Source organism: Natrinema thermotolerans (assembly GCF_031165565.1).
GTDB classification, from domain to species: domain Archaea; phylum Halobacteriota; class Halobacteria; order Halobacteriales; family Natrialbaceae; genus Natrinema; species Natrinema thermotolerans.
Genome location: NZ_CP101873.1, coordinates 4,032,505 through 4,047,334 on the forward strand (window position 1 = coordinate 4,032,505; position 14,830 = coordinate 4,047,334).

Here is a 14,830-nt window from a genome sequence, read left to right on the forward strand (position 1 = left end):
GACATGAGCAGCGCTGCTTCCCCATCCGGCGACCGGCACCACCTCCATGCCCAGCAGCAGGATCCAACCAAGACGAAGACGATCCGACAGACGTACGCCCAGCGCCTTCGCGGGGCGTTCGGTCGGATCAACGCCGCAATCACTGAGTCGGTCATCTCCGACGACATCCTCGGTCTGCGCGGCGACGATAGTCTTGCGGATGACGAAGCCCAAGAGCTTCTGGACACGTTCGCGGACTATCGAGACTACCACGACCACAGTCGGACCGACCAACTCCAAGCGTCACTCACTGCCGCGTTCGAGGCCGAGATCACGGCTGTTGACGAGCCGCCGGATCTCAGCACGGTCCCGCCGGACCAGCGTATCGAGCGCTTCCGGGAGTGGCTCCAGACCGCGCAGGAGAACGAGGCCCTCGAGGTCATCGATCGCGACGAGAACGTCTGGGTCCGCCGGGCGTACGAGCGTGGCCTCGAGGATGCCGACACGAATCTTCGCCAGGCTGGCCTCGACATCGAGCCAACCGATTCCAAGGCGGCCCGGGAGTTGGTCGAGATGCCGGTTCACGAGCGGAAACTGCAGGTCCTGTTCAGCCGGAACTATGCTGAACTCGAGGGGATCACGAACGAGGTTTCCCGACAGATCACTCGCGAGCTCGCCGACGGGATCGCGGCCGGCGAGAACCCGACGAAGATGGCGCGCCGGATCACCGACCGCGTCAACAAGATCGGAAAGACGCGCTCGACGGTCCTCGCTCGAACGGAGACCATCAACGCCCACACGCAGTCGACGATCGAGCGCTACCGGCAGCAGGGCATCAACTCGGTCGGCCTCGAGCCCGAGGTTCAGGTCCAGACCGCCGGCGACCAGCGCGTCTGCGATCAGTGTGCCTCGGTCGCCCAGCGCAGCCCCTGGACGCTCGACGAGTTCGAGGGCTCGGAGAACCAGCCGCCGATCCATCCGCAGTGTCGCTGCGCGGTGATCCCGATCGTGAACGAGGCCGCCGCAGCGGCGCTCGAGGCGCACCCCCACGAGTTCGTCGCGATGTACCGTACTGGTGCGTTCGTCGACGAGTCGCGTGAGCGCTACGAGGCGCTCGCAGCGACGGACGTCGACGGCGCCCAGGAACTGGTCGCTCACTTCTCACCAACCCAGGCAGCAGCTTGATCCCAGGCCCGATGACCCCCGTACGACACCCACCGCGCGAGCGGTGAGGGGCGAGGTCCTGGGCCGATGCAACCATGAAAAACAACGATACGCATGACCTGCGGGTGTCGGCCCGAACGGCTCGGCTAACCGCAGGTCAAGACGACGATGACGAGCCGCCATGGCGCTTCAGCGGCATCGCGGTCGCTGCTGGGGACATCCTCCACATGGACGACGGGACGCGGGTCCTGATGACTGCGGAGGAGCTCCAGAAAGCAGCCGAGTCTCAGGCCGGTGAACCGCTCACGACCGACCATCCCGAAGACGACGACGGCCGTCCGGTATACCCGCCGCCGACCGAGGAAACAGTCGGAAAGGTCCCGAAGGCGGGTTGGATCGAGGAAGCGGATGCAGTCGGCTACGAAGCGACGACCCATGATCGGGATATCGCCGACGGCGTTCGTGGCGGGACGTACGAAGTCTCTGTCCACCCTCGATTCCAGGTCGAACCGTATGATGATCCCGAGGCCGACGTCAAGGCGTCGAACATCAAGTTCCTCGACCTCTCCGTGGTCTCGAAGGGCGACAGTCCATCGAACACCGCGGAGTGGGGCCCGAACGAGGCGCTGGCGTCGTTCACGCATTCCACAGACTTCGGCGACCAGCTGACCGCTGCCTACGATGACGGTGCCGCGGACGACACCGAGAGCCTGGTCGAACGACTGGCTCGGAAGTTCGGGATTATCGGCGATCGCGGTGACCGGCGTGGCTTCATCCACGTCGAGCCGCAGACCAGCGACGGCGAAGCGATCCGCGTCGCCGAAGCCGGCTTCGAAGACGCTCACTGGATGGCGTGCGCTCACCTCGAGGGTACCGAGTACCCGGACATCGGTCCAGGACTTAGCTCTTCGATTGGCGAGGCCGACGCAGTCTCGGCCGGCGAACTCCTCACCGATCAGGCGATCGATCTGGACGAGCCGCTCGAGGAGGATGCCGACGTCTACGTCGCGCTTCACTACGCGAGCGAGGACGGCGAGATGCTGGACCTCATCACGAGCGCTGACGGTGGCTACTTCTACGACTCGGCGTTCGTCGGTGTGGCCCCAGCAGAAGCGGACGTCACGGCCGGCACCGACGGTGGACAGCAGACTGGTACGCAAACGATGGGGGCGGAATCCCCTGTGGACGACTCTCCTACGACAGACATGGACGACAACACCCGAGAGCAGTACATCACGTTCCTGACCGCCAACGCGGACTTCGACAAGGAGTCCCTCGAGGCGATGGACGACAACGTACTCGAACAGACGTACGAACTCGCCGCCGAGAACGCCGCCGGTGACGGTGGCAGCGACGGCGGTAGCAACGACGACCCGGACAACGGCGGCGACGGCAAGACGCTCGGAGAGATGACGCCTGCCGAGGCGAAGGTCGCCCTTGAGGAGCAGGGCTTCGTCACCGAGGACAACGCCGGCGATCTCGTCGCCCAGGCCCAGGAAGAAGCCACGAAGGGGCAGAAGGTCGACGAGATCATCGCCCACTCCAACCAGTACGACGAGGACGACCGCGAGGACCTCATGGCCTCGGCGGACGCGCTCGTCGATCGAGAGCACGATCGCGTCGCCGGCAACGGCGGCATGGGACTGCCCGGAGCGGCTGGCATCACGGCATCCGCTTCGCCGGCGACGGGCGACGCCGAGGACAACAGCGAGGAAGATCCCGACGAGTACGGTACCGGGGTCGCGGAGAACTGAGGTGAGATAGATGACGAAACTCAACACGCAGACGTCGGTTCTCGCACAGACGAACGACGCCGAAGACTACGACGACGACGAGGCCCTTGAGGAACTCGAGCCCGGCCAGGGCGTCGTTCGTGGAGCTGGCGGCTACACGGCTGCCGGCGCCGACTCGAAGACCAAGCGCGTCGTTCGCGAACAGCGCAACCCTGGCAGCCGCGGGGTCGGAACGAACCAGAGCCCGCTGGAGATCACCTACCCGGCGGGATCGAACGTCGAGACGATCGGCTTCCAGAGCCACGACGAGGCCCGGGCCCTCGTCGCCTACGCCGACGTCGACGGCGACGGCACCGACGACACCTACACCGAGGGCGCCGAACTCGGCTGGAACGCCAACGGCTACCTCGAGGTCATCAGTGGCGGCTCGCCGACCGAGGCGGTCGCGACGATCGCGGACGAGGACGGCGTGACGATGAGCAGCGGCGACGACCCGACCCACGTTCTCGTGGAGTTCTACTGAGGTGAGAACTCATGGCAACTACTGATAGCGTTACGCAGCACGACCCGCAGATGGCCGAAGAGTTCGAGGGGGCGTCGCGCCTCCACGAAACAGCGCTGTTCAACCCGGTCAGAAAACAGCGTGAACAGGCGTGGAAGCAGATTCGCGCCCAGTCCCCGCTCGGTCCCGACATGTGGGATGAGCTCGATCAGGCGATCGGGATCAAGCAGCCGTCGGCGGAACTGACTGCCGACTCCGCGATGCAAGTCGACTCCTGGCAGGAGTACGCGGAGACCATCCTCGACGACCAGTTCGTCCAGTCGACGGTCATCGACCAGCTGATCGGTGCCGGCTTCGGCGTCAGCGCGAGCCTCTTCCGCTACGCGTACTTCGACCGCCTCCGCGCCACCCGCCTCGAGGCCAACCGGAGCATGAACGCGCGGGCCCGAAGCGTCCAGGAGATGCCCGCGAACGCACTCCACGGCGTCCCGCTCTGGATCCACCACGTCGACTACGAGTTCGACAGCCGCGAGGTCCAGAACGCGATGCAGTTCGGCGACGATCTCGACACCAGCGTCGGCCAGGAGGCTCGCCGAGCGCTCAACCGCTCGGAGCACGGCCTCCTCTGGAACGGCGAAGGTCGCGAGATTCCGACCGACCGCGGCACCCTCGCGGCAACGGGCCTCGACTCCGACGCCGATCTCATCCTGCAGGCCAGCGGCTCGAACGGCTGGGTCAACAGCCCGGAAGAGATCCTCGCCGACTTCAAGGAACTCCACGACACCGTCGAGGATCAGACCGATGTTCAGGATCAGGACGACGTCCCGCTGGTCTCCGAGGTCGGCGGCTGGATCTTCGTCCCCCGCGCCCTGTGGGGCGAGGTCGACCGCGAGGACTACGAGACCTCCGCGACCGACGAGCCGATCATGGAGCGCCTCGAGCGGAAGTACCCGTACCTCAACATCGTCCCGGCGCCGCGCCTGGACGCCGACAGCGCGATCCTGCTGCTGAACGATCCGCGGTACTTCCAGATGGTCGTCGCCCAGGGCGTCACGAACACGAACTGGGAGGTCGACGGTGGATTTGGGTTGCGTAACAAAACTCTGTCAAGTAGGACCCCCTTCGTTCGCCGTTCTCCTGACGGAGTCCGGGGTATTGCCCGAATCACGGGAATCAACGCGTAAACAACACCTGTTGGGAGATCGGTGGTAATTATATGACAGTAGCACGAATGACGTGTATGAAGTACCCGTGGCGAGACGCCGATACGCTCTGCAAACTCTACCACGATGAAGGACTCTCCCAACGTGAGATCGCTAACCGGTTGGACACTGACCCGTCGGTTATCAACGACTGGATGCAACGGCACGGGATCAAATCCCGTGACCGCACTGAAGCAACCCAGAACGCGGTCGAATCAGATGCCCCGTGGACAGACGAAGATACCCTCCGCAAACTCTACGTGGAGGAGCGGTTGAGTCAGCCGGAGATCGCCGAACGGCTCGGATGCAGTGATAGTACTGTGTCGAACTGGATTCGCCGTCATGGTATCAAGCGTCCGTGGCAAGACGAAGACCGGATGAGGGAGTTGTATGCTGAGGAGCAACTGTCGCAGGCTGAAATCGCTGACCGCCTGGACTGTGGTGTCTCCACCATCGAGACGTGGATGAACCGCCACGGCATTACAGGGCGGGAGAACGGCGAATCTGTCCAACTATCGCTGCTACCTGGACCGGCGTACGAGGTCCTAACCGATGAGGACGAACTCCGACACCTCTACGAAAAGGAGGGGCTCGACACCTACCAAATCGCCGATCTACTCAACGTCGGTTCGTCGACGGTGTCGGACTACACTCGTCGCTACGGGATCACTAACGGCCAACTAAGCGGCGAGGACCATCCGATGTGGGAGGGTGGCCAGGTCCATTACTACGGGCCGAACTGGCCCGAGCAACGGGAAAAGCGCCTCGAGCGTGACGATCACCAGTGTGTGGTCTGTGGCGTCTCGGAATCGGAGTACCGTGACCGGACGGGGCGCGATCTCGACGTCCACCACATCCGACCTCGTCGAGAGTTCGTCGACGATGATGGTCTCGATCATGAAGCGGCGAACAGGCTCGACAATCTCATCACGCTCTGCCGCTCCTGCCACGCGAAGTGGGAGGGGATACCGCTGAAACCAGAATCATGACTACACACACACACAACACACGGAGGAATAGACCATGACAAGAACAACCATCTACAAAGGCCAGCCGTGGGATGACGAGCATGAAGTCCTCGCCGACCTCTTCCACAACCACGGCGACGGTACGCGGGCTGTAACCGTCGAAACGACAGACGGTGAAGAGTTCCACATCCCCGAGGACGAAGCTGTCGACATCTACATCGACGGTGAGGAGGTCGAGGACTAATGCCAGAAACTACAGTCACTGTCCGGGTCGCCGGCGCACAGTTCCGGTTCGACCGTGAGCAGTACACTCGTGGCGACGAGCTTGAGGTCCCCGAACGGATCGTCGGTCGCCACCCGCGCACGCTCGAGATCGTTGATGACGTCAACGGCGACGAGGAGGCCGCCGATGCCGGGGACGGCACCGACGAGCTGACCGTCGACGATCTCGATCCTCACCCGAAGGATCTCGACGTCCCAGGGCTGGAAGATCGCATTGCGGATGTCGACGATGTCAGCCTCCTCGAGACGATCAAGGAGGCCGAGAAGCAGAACGACGATCGTACGACCGCGAAGAACGCGATCGACTCGCGACTGAACGAACTCGAGGGGTAACGGATGGCCACCGCAACGCCGACGGACGTCCGCCTCGAGATCGACACGAACCTGGGCGACGAGAAGATCCAGAAGGTCATCGAGCGCAAGGCTCGCGATATAGATCGCGATGACAACGTCGGCGGCCTCGATGAGCCAGACCGGTGCGACCTCGAGGCCGTGCTGGCAGCGCTGCACATCGCGACGAAACTCGACCGGGCGGCCAGCAGCCAACAGGTCGGGAACGCACAGAAGTCCTACGAAGAATCGTCCGTCGACGAACTCCGAGCTGACGCTCGCCGGCTCGGGGCGACGGACGAACTGCTGGGAATCGGTGCGATGAACAAGACCGCGTCGATCGGCGTCCCCGACACGAGGGGCTGACTTGACCCATGCTTTCTGGCTTCGAAAACGACGAGGCGGTGTTCTTCGTCGAGCGCCAGGTCGGATCCGAAGAGGGTCCGTACGGCGAGACCGAGCCGGTCTACGAGTGGGTACCGCTGTCGCTTGAGGACGACCAGTGGGACTACGTCGACGGCGAGGTCGTCTACGACGAGGCCGATGTCGAGGCCGCCGAGATACGGTCCGAGCAGCGCAGCGCCGAGTACATCCGCGAGGTCTACTCGGAATGGCCGCAGGAGGTCTACCGGCTGTACGTCGATCCAGTGGACGTCGGCTCGATCACGGGGGGTAACTACGAACTCGAGATCGAGGCTGACGACCGCGTCGACCTCGCGAGCGCCGACGGTCGGTTCGCGGCCCAGCCGCCGAACGTCCAGCGGCTCGACTCGGCCGTTCCAGAGCACGTCGAACTCGAAGTAACGAGAGTGGAGGTCTGACGATGGACGTCAACCTCGACTTCGAGAGCGGCTTCGCCCCTGAGGGCGCCCAGGAGGCCTTCGAGAGCATGGTCGAGAGCGCTGACGACCAGCTCATGGAGCGGATGGAAGAGGCCGAGCAGAACATCCAGAAAGAGGCCCAGCAGCGCTCCCCCGTCGACACCGGGAACCTCCGGGCCTCGTGGACGGGGCTGACCGAGGCCCGACGCGGGACGATCATGACCGAGGTCGGCAACACCACCGACTACGCCGAATACGTCGAGCGAGGGACCAGCAAGATGGCCGCGCAACCGATGCTCCGGCCGGCGCTGGACCGCGAGCAGATGGCGCTGATCCGCGACATCGAGCAGCTCGTCTTCCGCGTCGCTGCGAAGGAGGGCAACGCATGACCGACGTCTCCGACCTCACCGTCACGCTCGAGATCAAACGGGTCTGGACGTGGCCGTCACTCGGCCGCGCGCTCGTCGTCGGCGCGATCAACGGCGAAGAGCGGATCATGGAGTTCGATCTATGACATATGGACTTCATGACGCCCTTAGAGATACGGTCGTCGACCTGCGGAACTACGACGATCTCGTCGCGCTCCTCGAGGACACCAGCGCGATCGACGAGGGCTGGCCGAAGGATCCCCAGGAGTACCCGGTCGTCGTCCGCGTCCAGCCGGTCACGGAGACCTCGAACTCCCAGCGTGAGTTCTCGACGATCGAGCGGCAGTTCCGGCTGCAGGTCTCGGTCGTCGCGAAGGACTCCTGGCGCTCCGAGCAGGACGCCCCGACCTTCCGGATGGCCGAGATCATGGCGGCGGTCGCCGACCGACTCGACGTCGCCGTCGACGCGCCGGAACTGCTGCCCAGTGGTACCGACTCGAGCAGCTGGACCGAGGTCACCGGCGACCGCCTCGCGCTCATCCAGGACTGGCTGACGACGACCTACACGCGATAGACCATGCCATCAGGAGAGATCTCCCGCGGTCCAACCGCGCACGTCGACGCACAGCTCACCAACGCCCAGCCCGACGCGGCGTTCGGTCGAGACGACACTGGCCGAGTGACCGGCCGACTGGCCATCTACGGCCCCGGAGAACCATAACATGACCATCAAATCAGCTTACGCCGGCGAAGACGTCCCGCTCGAGGTCTCGTACACAGACTCGAACGGGGCGATCGACCCGGACGACCAGGGTAGTGACGGCACTCCCGACGCCGAGATCACGATCACCGACAACAGCGACGGGACCGAAGTGGTCTCGGCGCAGTCGATGACGAACACGGCGACCGGCGAGTTCGAGTTCGTCTGGGACACCAGCGCTGCGAACGGTCCCGGAACGTACCGCGTCGAGATCACCGCCGAGTTCGGCGGAGAAACGAAGATCAACCGATCGCAGATCCAACTCAAGGAGTAACCTATGGCACAAGAAATTACAAGTCAATTAGAGGTTGAGGGCAGCGTTGTCGCCGTCCTCCACGTCGACGAAAGTGGCACCGATCCCGTTCGAACTGTTCTCGGGAACTGTACGAAGGACGATTTGTCCATCAGTACTGACGAATCCAGCGAAGACTTCAACCCCGGCTCGCAACGCCGGACGAAGCGCTACCGGACGAACAACACGATCGACGTCGAGGTCGCCTCGGCGATCGCGCCGGATCTGGCCGCCCTCGAGAAGGTCGGCATCGTCGACAGCGACGGCAAGATCACGTTCGACAGCGCCGACCGGAAGACACTGGCGTCGGACGACGAGTACATCGAAATCGCGTACTTCGATCACGAACCCGACTATTCGTCGGTCGACATCGAAGCCGACTCCGAACTCCTCCACCGCTTCGAGGACTGCGAGTTGACGAGCCCTGAAGTCGATCCAAGCGCGACGCCCCCGACTGCGTCGTGGACATGGTGGGTGGAAGGAGGATTTTACCTGGACTTCTCGAGCGCCTGATCTGAGGTGACACGATGAGTAGCACTATCTCGAACGCAGACGCAGCGAATCAAGCACTCGAGGCACAGCGCGAGAAAGAACGCGAACAGCAGCGCGAGACGGCCGAACTGTACGGCAAGGCTCAGGACCTCTTCGACGCCCGTTCGCGAGACACGTTCACCGTCGAACGCCATGGCGTGGAGATCGAGTTTCTCTACCCCGATCCCGAAACACAGCAGGAGTTCGAGGACCGTCAGCAGGCTGTCCTCGAGAAGGCACAGGACGATGCTGATCTCTTCGACCTCCTCGAGGAGGCAGAGGTCGGCATCGAGCAGATGGAAGAGACCCTCTCCGAACACGCCGTCGACCCGTCGTTCAACGACCCGTCGGTCTGGCGTGAAACGATCGGGTTCACAGAGGATGAGATCTCAACCCTCTACCAAGATTTTTTGGCGCTTGGCGAAGGCGAGGAAGAAAGCAGGAGGCTCGAGATGTTGCAGAGTCTTCTATCGGACGGTTCCTCGAGTGGCTGAACCACGAGCAGCGCTACCGCCCTGAGGAGTTCTTCGCGATGGACGAGTCGGAGAAGACGTTCTGGATGACGCGGTATAAAGAGTACCAGGAGGAGCGCCGGAAGCTCGGAGACCAATTTCTCCCATAAAATAAGGCTTCACCTGGACTGCGGCCTACTCTTCCATCCAGTCGGGCCGAACCTCTTCGTCACTTTCGTCAAGAATCACGGGGTCGACTTGGACGAAGTTGTTGACGACATCCCACCACGCGAGGTCGCCGTCGCCCTCTCTCGTCTGCCGCTTGAACTCGGCGCGCAACAACATCCGGCGCGCGGCTTCGTCGGAGACGCCGACCGGGGCCTCGGCCTGCGTTTCGAACTCACTATGGAGATCGCTCAACAACCGCCACGCGCCGTTCTTCAGGAGGTCTTCGACCGTCTCGTAGCCAGTGTCATCGCGTTCGACCTCGAGCCGCAGCAGGTCGTAGAACGGGCGCTCGAGCGGCACGTCGACCACAACGTCGGGTGCATCGTCGGACATCTACGCCACCTCCACGGCATCGCTGCCCACCTCAAGCGCGACATCTTCAACCGGCTCGCGGCCGACTTCGCGCCACTTCGCCCCCGTCCATTCGCGCTCGATTCGCAGGTAGCCGCCGCAGGTGGGCTCGAACGTGATCTTCCGGGCAGTGCCATCGACACCGCGCCAGCGGACATCGAACGCCTGTCGAGTCATGCGTTCGAACACCCGTTGGCGTGCGTCAACTGGTCGGCACCGCCGAGTTTCTCGAGCAGTTCGCGGCCACAGCCTTCACAGCGCACGTACGGTTCGCCGCCCTGCTCGAGCGGTTCGACGTGGTGCGTGAACGATTCATCCGTCGTGCCGGTGGATTCAAGACCGGCGGAAGCGTTTGTCGACATGGGTTTCGAGACCTTCTGTGAACCCGGCCCGCGTGTTGGCGCACGCGGGCGAATCGCAACGCCCCGAGAGGCCGGTGTTCACACTAACCACTACGCACCAATGCATAGTAAAGGTATGGGTCCCGGACAACTACGCATTAGTGCGTACCTTTACTATGCAGGAGTGCGTAGGAATATACGTAATGAGTCCGAACGCAACGGCCGCTATGGGACGCTACCGCGCGGTCATGACGGAAACGGATCGGGAGTACATCTCCGGCGAAGGCGATGCGACCGACCACCAAGTCCAACAGTCGGTGACTCGAGTCCGCAGTCGGATCAACGACGAACTGCCGAGGGACATCGAAATCCTCCGGGAACACCGGCCCGATCTGCTCGAGGAACTGCAGGAAGTCGTCTGCGAGGAATAGGTATGGGGGGCAAGGAGCAACTAAACGCAGCCCCATCAACTGCGTTGTCGATCAACTCAGCTACGGCCGTCAGTGGGTCTGCGTTCGGGGCGAAGAAAATGTCGAAGTTGTACGAAGCGTCCGCCGCCGACTCTTTATCGGGCTACTCGCCCTTTGTCGAGTCGTCGGGTTCGGCTTCGGCCGTGGCGTCGAACGAGAACAACCCAAGCACCCTAATGCTTAAGTCGAGTCGTGACCAACGCCTCGGTGTAGCTCGCAGGAGGACTATCGCTCCTGCGAAGAGGCCGCAGACGAGAGCTAACAAGCTTGCAATCATGCAGATCGCCCGACGCCCTAACGTCGGGCGAGGTGACCTTCTCACTCCTGCCTCAAAAACTCGAGTGGTGACGCCGCTCGAGGAACTGCAAGACGTCGTCTGCGAGGAGGAATGACGATGGCCCAACCAGATGCCGAAGGGCTGATCACTTGCACTGGCTGTGGGCGTTCCCTCCCCGGAGACATGGAACATTTCCACAAACACCGAGGTGCTTTCAAACCGAGGTGCAAAGAGTGTCGTGGTGGAGAGTTTGGCAACTCAGGGGACATCCATCAGTGCCCGACATGCGGCGAGGAGTTTGGGAGTCGTCAAGGACTCGGGCAACACCACGCCGCGCAGCATGGCCAATCTATCCGAGAGCGCGAGGCAGAGCAGGGGCGGCATAAGTGCCCAAGAGAGTCGTGTAATCGTGGTTTCGAAGATGGAGAAAGCTTGGAAAACCATATCAAATACCACCACGGTGATGGTGTTGAGTTGGAGTGTGGGCGATGTGGCAACTCTTTCACTGTGCCTAAATCTCATGCAGATCGGCGTAGATTCTGCAGCACCGAATGTATGGGAGAATGGGTGAGTGAGACGATGAGTGGCGAAGACCACTACAACTACAAGGGAAAGATCGAGAAGGTTTGCGAGAATTGTGGCGAAGTCTATGGGGCGTACCCATACCGCGCCGACCGCCGTATGTTTTGCAGTCCGAGTTGTCGCCACGAGTCGTTCTACATGTTGCTCGGTGGGGAGAAAAACCCACATTGGAAGGGGGGCTACGAATCATATTATGGCCCAAACTGGGAAGCCCAACGAAAAAAGGCACGGAGGAGAGACAACTTCCAATGTGAATCTTGCGGAGTCTCTGAGGACGAAATGGATCGTGAGTTAGATGTTCACCACATCGCGCCATTCCGCACGTTCGTTGTTGGCGATGAGGCAGACTACGAGGAAGCGAACCGCCTCAAGAATCTGGTGTCTCTTTGTTCTTCTTGTCACCAGCAATGGGAACAGATGTCCCCTCTCCGACCCGATACGGGCAACGCCGCTGCCGACTGACTTGCTGCCGATGACCCGAGAGGCGAGGCAAACAGTCACGAACACTTAACTAAATCCGTTGAGCGCTCTTGGGTATGGGTAGCGAAACTGTGTCAGTTGAACGGGGGCCGTGCGAAGAATGCGCCGAGCCGATTAGCGTTGAAGCGAGCAAGTGCCCTCACTGCGATTACAACCCATCCCAACAAGCATACGCTGGCCCTCTCCTGCTAATCATGCTCGGTGGTGTGCTGACGATTTTCGTCGTCACCGCGATCGCCGGAATTCCGATGACTTTGCTCGGTGTCGGTTGGCTGGTGTGGGTGTGGTATTCGCCCACCCCTTCGCCCGTTGAGGAATCCGAATAGACATTCGAATAACGCAGTTCGTTTTCGCGGTCCATCCAATGCCAACAATATCAACACTAACAGCGGTACTTGAACTTGACAAAGGGCGCTTCGAATCGGAAATTGACTCTGCCAAGAGGGATCTCGATTCATTCACCGAACGGGCAGCAAGCACTGGCAAATCACTCCAGCGGGCCGGGGGAGTGATGACTGCCGGGATCACTGCCCCCCTCACAGCGATGGGGGCGCTGGCAGTGGACACGTCGAAAACCTTCGAGCAGAGCATGGCAAATTCGCTAGCCGTCATGGGAGATGTGTCTGAGTCGATGGAGGAAGACCTCGAGGGGGCGGCACGGCGCGTAGCTCGAGAAACCACCGTCTCAGCGTCTGAGGCGGCGGATGCGTATTATTATTTGAGTAGTGCGGGCTTATCTGCCGCTCAGGCGATGGAGGCGATGCCGACAGTCACCCAATTCTCAGAAGCGGCAGGGGGTGCACTCAACATGGCCGAGGCGACTGATATCGCGACGAACGTGATGTCGGCCTACGGGTACGAGGCGAACGAAATGGGTGAGGTGACTGATACCCTCACTGCCGTCACGCAAAACCATAACCAAACTGTCAACGATATGGCGTCGGCCATGTCCCAAGTCGCCCCGGTTGCGTCGTCCCTCGGCGTCCCCTTAGAGGAAGCCAGCACTGCTATCGGAATGTTAGGAGACCAAGGCATCAGTGCGGAAAAGTCAGGGACGGCTCTCCGGAATATCCTGTCGCAACTCTCAGACAGTTCAAGCACAGCAGCCAAGCAGTTGCAGGAGGCCGGTGTACAAACCCAAGACGCGGAAGGGAATATGCTGCCGTTGGCTGAGGTCCTTGAACAAATCGAAGAATCGAGTCTCGAGGCCAGTGACGCCTCGCAAATCTTTGGTCGGGAAGCGGGGCCAGCGGCAGCCGCGTTGATCCAACAGGGGAGTGACGCACTCGAAGAAAATGCAGATCGCGTTCGCGAATCTGAGGATGCGACTAGCGATATGGCCGAAGAGATGCGCAGCACGACGCAAGGGGAGATACAGCAAATGCGGTCGAACCTCGAAGATGTGGGGCTGACGATTGGGTCTGTGTTACTCCCCATGCTCAGTACAGCCACGAGCTACGTCTCGGGGGCGGCCGAATGGTTCCAGAATTTGAATGAAGGGCAACAAAAGGCGATCGTCGTCGTCGGTGGATTGGCGGCGGCACTCGGCCCGTTGTTGATTGGGGTGGGGACGCTGTTGACTATGCTCCCCACGATGGCAACAGGCGCGGCTATGGCGTCCGGGGCTCTATCCGGTGCGTTGCTCCCTTCCTCGGTAGCCGCGTCTGGCGGACTCTCAGGAATGGCTGCCAGTGCCCTCGCCGCACAAGTAAGCATCATGGGTTTGACAGCCCCTGTCTGGGCAGTTATCAGCGCGATCGGCCTACTCCTCAGCGCTACTGCGATTTTTGCGGCAGCGTACTCCAAAAATTGGAAGGGAATCCGCGACTACACCGAGTGGGCGATCGACCCGATCACCGACGGTATCGACTGGTTTGTCGAGAAGCTATTCGGGATCAGTTCCGCCTCGGAAAAGGTCGCAGGCGCGTTCGGTGATTTCATAGATTGGGTGGTTGAAAAGATAAATAGCATACCCAAAATCAACCTCGATAGCGGCGACCTCGGCGATTTCGACACGTCGTCTGCGAAGCCTGGCGATAAGAGTGCCAGCGATGTCATGGGCGCTGAGGAAAACCCCTACGAGGACATCGATTACGGAGAACAGGGCCAACAGGCAGGCCAGGACTTCGGGACGGGCTTCCAGAACGGCCTCGAGCTAAGCGATGTCACCAGCCATCTGGACGACGAAATTGCCAGCGTCGAGGAGGAGCTCTCGGATCTCCATGAAGGCGGAGTTGCCCTCGAGGATCAAGAAGAGGCAGCGGAGTTGCAGCGCCGCCTTCGTGAGCTCAAAGAGCAACGCGAAGAGGTCAGAGAAGCCGACGATATCACCGACGTCGACTCCGACATCGCCGCCGAGGCCGTGCGATCTGACCTCCAGGCCGAAGAGGAGCGGGCCGCTTACCTCGATGAGGTTTACAGCCAAATCGACGGGAAAGAGGCCCCTGAGGCGGCGTCCGGGCCCTCGATGTCGTCCGAAGACGTCGACGAGCAGTCGGTCGAAGCGATGCTCGCCGAGTCCGAGGGCAGCAGCCAGAATACCGACCTCGCGACGAAACTCGATAAGATTATCGAGAAACACGACCAACTCCGAGAGACGGTCAAAACCCTCCAGCTTATCGTCGAGATGGACCTCAACAGTCGCGAATTCAACAAGATCATCGACAACCGAGCGGAGGCGAAGGCGAAGGAAGTCATCAACAACACTGGTCCATAGC

At 61.6% G+C, this 14,830-nt stretch carries 22 protein-coding genes; 19 read left to right on the forward strand and 3 right to left on the reverse strand.

Features of this window, described 5'->3' with window-relative positions; all coding sequences use genetic code 11:
• Positions 1-3 precede the first annotated feature (3 nt).
• The 15 genes from NP511_RS20750 to NP511_RS20820 all read left to right on the forward strand — a co-directional run bounded on the left by NP511_RS20750 (position 4) and on the right by NP511_RS20820 (position 9,426).
• Positions 4-1,164 (forward strand): phage head morphogenesis protein, encoded by a 1,161-nt coding sequence (locus NP511_RS20750; protein ID WP_049964204.1) that lies wholly within the window; start codon positions 4-6, stop codon positions 1,162-1,164.
• A 74-nt stretch (positions 1,165-1,238) separates the two neighbouring features.
• Complete coding sequence (locus NP511_RS20755; RefSeq protein ID WP_049964205.1) at positions 1,239-2,897, forward strand: hypothetical protein; 1,659 nt, start codon at positions 1,239-1,241, stop codon at positions 2,895-2,897.
• 10 nt (positions 2,898-2,907) lie between these two features.
• Entirely contained in the window at positions 2,908-3,399 is a 492-nt protein-coding gene (locus NP511_RS20760; RefSeq protein WP_049964206.1) for a hypothetical protein, read from the forward strand.
• A gap of 11 nt (positions 3,400-3,410) precedes the next feature.
• Positions 3,411-4,562 carry a DUF2184 domain-containing protein gene (locus tag NP511_RS20765; protein WP_233274290.1) on the forward strand — a complete coding sequence of 384 codons (1,152 nt, stop codon included), beginning with the start codon at positions 3,411-3,413 and terminating at the stop codon, positions 4,560-4,562.
• 56 nt (positions 4,563-4,618) lie between these two features.
• On the forward strand, positions 4,619-5,569 hold the full coding sequence (locus NP511_RS20770; RefSeq protein ID WP_049964208.1) for a helix-turn-helix domain-containing protein: 951 nt from the start codon (positions 4,619-4,621) through the stop codon (positions 5,567-5,569).
• A gap of 34 nt (positions 5,570-5,603) precedes the next feature.
• Positions 5,604-5,792 carry a hypothetical protein gene (locus tag NP511_RS20775; protein ID WP_049964209.1) on the forward strand — a complete coding sequence of 63 codons (189 nt, stop codon included), beginning with the start codon at positions 5,604-5,606 and terminating at the stop codon, positions 5,790-5,792.
• Positions 5,792-6,163, forward strand: a complete 372-nt coding sequence (locus NP511_RS20780; protein ID WP_049964210.1) for a hypothetical protein — start codon at positions 5,792-5,794, stop codon at positions 6,161-6,163. Before NP511_RS20775 ends, NP511_RS20780 begins: the two co-directional genes overlap by 1 nt.
• 3 nt (positions 6,164-6,166) lie before the next feature.
• Positions 6,167-6,526, forward strand: coding sequence for a hypothetical protein (locus NP511_RS20785; RefSeq protein WP_049964211.1), 360 nt, complete (start codon positions 6,167-6,169; stop codon positions 6,524-6,526).
• An 8-nt stretch (positions 6,527-6,534) separates the two neighbouring features.
• The gene (locus tag NP511_RS20790; RefSeq protein ID WP_049964212.1) at positions 6,535-6,981 is read left to right on the forward strand and encodes a hypothetical protein; all 447 of its coding nucleotides are present in this window, start codon (positions 6,535-6,537) and stop codon (positions 6,979-6,981) included.
• Between the two features lie 2 nt (positions 6,982-6,983).
• Positions 6,984-7,370, forward strand: coding sequence for an HK97-gp10 family putative phage morphogenesis protein (locus NP511_RS20795; protein WP_049964213.1), 387 nt, complete (start codon positions 6,984-6,986; stop codon positions 7,368-7,370).
• Positions 7,367-7,495, forward strand: coding sequence for a hypothetical protein (locus tag NP511_RS20800; RefSeq protein ID WP_257720300.1), 129 nt, complete (start codon positions 7,367-7,369; stop codon positions 7,493-7,495). Before NP511_RS20795 ends, NP511_RS20800 begins: the two co-directional genes overlap by 4 nt.
• On the forward strand, positions 7,492-7,923 hold the full coding sequence (locus tag NP511_RS20805) for a hypothetical protein (protein ID WP_049964214.1): 432 nt from the start codon (positions 7,492-7,494) through the stop codon (positions 7,921-7,923). The genes NP511_RS20800 and NP511_RS20805 overlap by 4 nt, the downstream gene beginning before the upstream one ends.
• Positions 7,924-8,071: 148 nt before the next feature.
• A complete protein-coding gene (locus NP511_RS20810; RefSeq protein WP_049964215.1) occupies positions 8,072-8,383 on the forward strand; it encodes a flagellar hook assembly protein FlgD in 312 nt (103 codons plus the stop codon).
• Between the two features lie 3 nt (positions 8,384-8,386).
• Positions 8,387-8,914 carry a hypothetical protein gene (locus NP511_RS20815; RefSeq protein WP_049964216.1) on the forward strand — a complete coding sequence of 176 codons (528 nt, stop codon included), beginning with the start codon at positions 8,387-8,389 and terminating at the stop codon, positions 8,912-8,914.
• Positions 8,915-8,928: 14 nt separating this feature from the next.
• A complete protein-coding gene (locus NP511_RS20820; protein ID WP_049964217.1) occupies positions 8,929-9,426 on the forward strand; it encodes a hypothetical protein in 498 nt (165 codons plus the stop codon).
• A gap of 153 nt (positions 9,427-9,579) precedes the next feature.
• Here NP511_RS20820 and NP511_RS20825 read toward each other — a convergent pair whose 3' ends face one another.
• From NP511_RS20825 to NP511_RS20835, 3 genes are read right to left on the reverse strand one after another with little or no spacing between them, the layout of a single operon-like run.
• Positions 9,580-9,945, reverse strand: a complete 366-nt coding sequence (locus NP511_RS20825) for a hypothetical protein (RefSeq protein WP_049964218.1) — start codon at positions 9,943-9,945, stop codon at positions 9,580-9,582.
• Positions 9,946-10,140, reverse strand: coding sequence for a hypothetical protein (locus tag NP511_RS20830; RefSeq protein ID WP_049964219.1), 195 nt, complete (start codon positions 10,138-10,140; stop codon positions 9,946-9,948).
• Complete coding sequence (locus NP511_RS20835) at positions 10,137-10,325, reverse strand: DUF8118 domain-containing protein (RefSeq protein WP_049964220.1); 189 nt, start codon at positions 10,323-10,325, stop codon at positions 10,137-10,139. Before NP511_RS20835 ends, NP511_RS20830 begins: the two co-directional genes overlap by 4 nt.
• A 182-nt stretch (positions 10,326-10,507) precedes the next feature.
• On the opposite strand from NP511_RS20835, the gene NP511_RS20840 reads away from it, so the two are divergent.
• The 4 genes from NP511_RS20840 (at position 10,508) to NP511_RS20855 (ending at position 14,829) form a co-directional block, all read left to right on the forward strand.
• Complete coding sequence (locus tag NP511_RS20840) at positions 10,508-10,735, forward strand: hypothetical protein (protein ID WP_371827944.1); 228 nt, start codon at positions 10,508-10,510, stop codon at positions 10,733-10,735.
• Positions 10,736-11,630: 895 nt separating this feature from the next.
• On the forward strand, positions 11,631-12,095 hold the full coding sequence (locus NP511_RS20845; RefSeq protein ID WP_158413742.1) for an HNH endonuclease: 465 nt from the start codon (positions 11,631-11,633) through the stop codon (positions 12,093-12,095).
• Between the two features lie 74 nt (positions 12,096-12,169).
• Positions 12,170-12,439, forward strand: coding sequence for a hypothetical protein (locus tag NP511_RS20850; RefSeq protein WP_136396924.1), 270 nt, complete (start codon positions 12,170-12,172; stop codon positions 12,437-12,439).
• Positions 12,440-12,477: 38 nt separating this feature from the next.
• On the forward strand, positions 12,478-14,829 hold the full coding sequence (locus NP511_RS20855; RefSeq protein ID WP_084158211.1) for a phage tail tape measure protein: 2,352 nt from the start codon (positions 12,478-12,480) through the stop codon (positions 14,827-14,829).
• Position 14,830 lies beyond the last annotated feature (1 nt).

Coding starts and splice junctions, on each gene's coding strand:
- NP511_RS20750 (WP_049964204.1), top strand. CDS start 4: ATGAGCAGCGCTGCTTCCCCATCCGGCGACCGGCACCACCTCCATGCC.
- NP511_RS20755 (WP_049964205.1), top strand. CDS start 1,239: ATGAAAAACAACGATACGCATGACCTGCGGGTGTCGGCCCGAACGGCT.
- NP511_RS20760 (WP_049964206.1), top strand. CDS start 2,908: ATGACGAAACTCAACACGCAGACGTCGGTTCTCGCACAGACGAACGAC.
- NP511_RS20765 (WP_233274290.1), top strand. CDS start 3,411: ATGGCAACTACTGATAGCGTTACGCAGCACGACCCGCAGATGGCCGAA.
- NP511_RS20770 (WP_049964208.1), top strand. CDS start 4,619: ATGAAGTACCCGTGGCGAGACGCCGATACGCTCTGCAAACTCTACCAC.
- NP511_RS20775 (WP_049964209.1), top strand. CDS start 5,604: ATGACAAGAACAACCATCTACAAAGGCCAGCCGTGGGATGACGAGCAT.
- NP511_RS20780 (WP_049964210.1), top strand. CDS start 5,792: ATGCCAGAAACTACAGTCACTGTCCGGGTCGCCGGCGCACAGTTCCGG.
- NP511_RS20785 (WP_049964211.1), top strand. CDS start 6,167: ATGGCCACCGCAACGCCGACGGACGTCCGCCTCGAGATCGACACGAAC.
- NP511_RS20790 (WP_049964212.1), top strand. CDS start 6,535: ATGCTTTCTGGCTTCGAAAACGACGAGGCGGTGTTCTTCGTCGAGCGC.
- NP511_RS20795 (WP_049964213.1), top strand. CDS start 6,984: ATGGACGTCAACCTCGACTTCGAGAGCGGCTTCGCCCCTGAGGGCGCC.
- NP511_RS20800 (WP_257720300.1), top strand. CDS start 7,367: ATGACCGACGTCTCCGACCTCACCGTCACGCTCGAGATCAAACGGGTC.
- NP511_RS20805 (WP_049964214.1), top strand. CDS start 7,492: ATGACATATGGACTTCATGACGCCCTTAGAGATACGGTCGTCGACCTG.
- NP511_RS20810 (WP_049964215.1), top strand. CDS start 8,072: ATGACCATCAAATCAGCTTACGCCGGCGAAGACGTCCCGCTCGAGGTC.
- NP511_RS20815 (WP_049964216.1), top strand. CDS start 8,387: ATGGCACAAGAAATTACAAGTCAATTAGAGGTTGAGGGCAGCGTTGTC.
- NP511_RS20820 (WP_049964217.1), top strand. CDS start 8,929: ATGAGTAGCACTATCTCGAACGCAGACGCAGCGAATCAAGCACTCGAG.
- NP511_RS20825 (WP_049964218.1), bottom strand. CDS start 9,945: ATGTCCGACGATGCACCCGACGTTGTGGTCGACGTGCCGCTCGAGCGC.
- NP511_RS20830 (WP_049964219.1), bottom strand. CDS start 10,140: ATGACTCGACAGGCGTTCGATGTCCGCTGGCGCGGTGTCGATGGCACT.
- NP511_RS20835 (WP_049964220.1), bottom strand. CDS start 10,325: ATGTCGACAAACGCTTCCGCCGGTCTTGAATCCACCGGCACGACGGAT.
- NP511_RS20840 (WP_371827944.1), top strand. CDS start 10,508: ATGAGTCCGAACGCAACGGCCGCTATGGGACGCTACCGCGCGGTCATG.
- NP511_RS20845 (WP_158413742.1), top strand. CDS start 11,631: ATGAGTGGCGAAGACCACTACAACTACAAGGGAAAGATCGAGAAGGTT.
- NP511_RS20850 (WP_136396924.1), top strand. CDS start 12,170: ATGGGTAGCGAAACTGTGTCAGTTGAACGGGGGCCGTGCGAAGAATGC.
- NP511_RS20855 (WP_084158211.1), top strand. CDS start 12,478: ATGCCAACAATATCAACACTAACAGCGGTACTTGAACTTGACAAAGGG.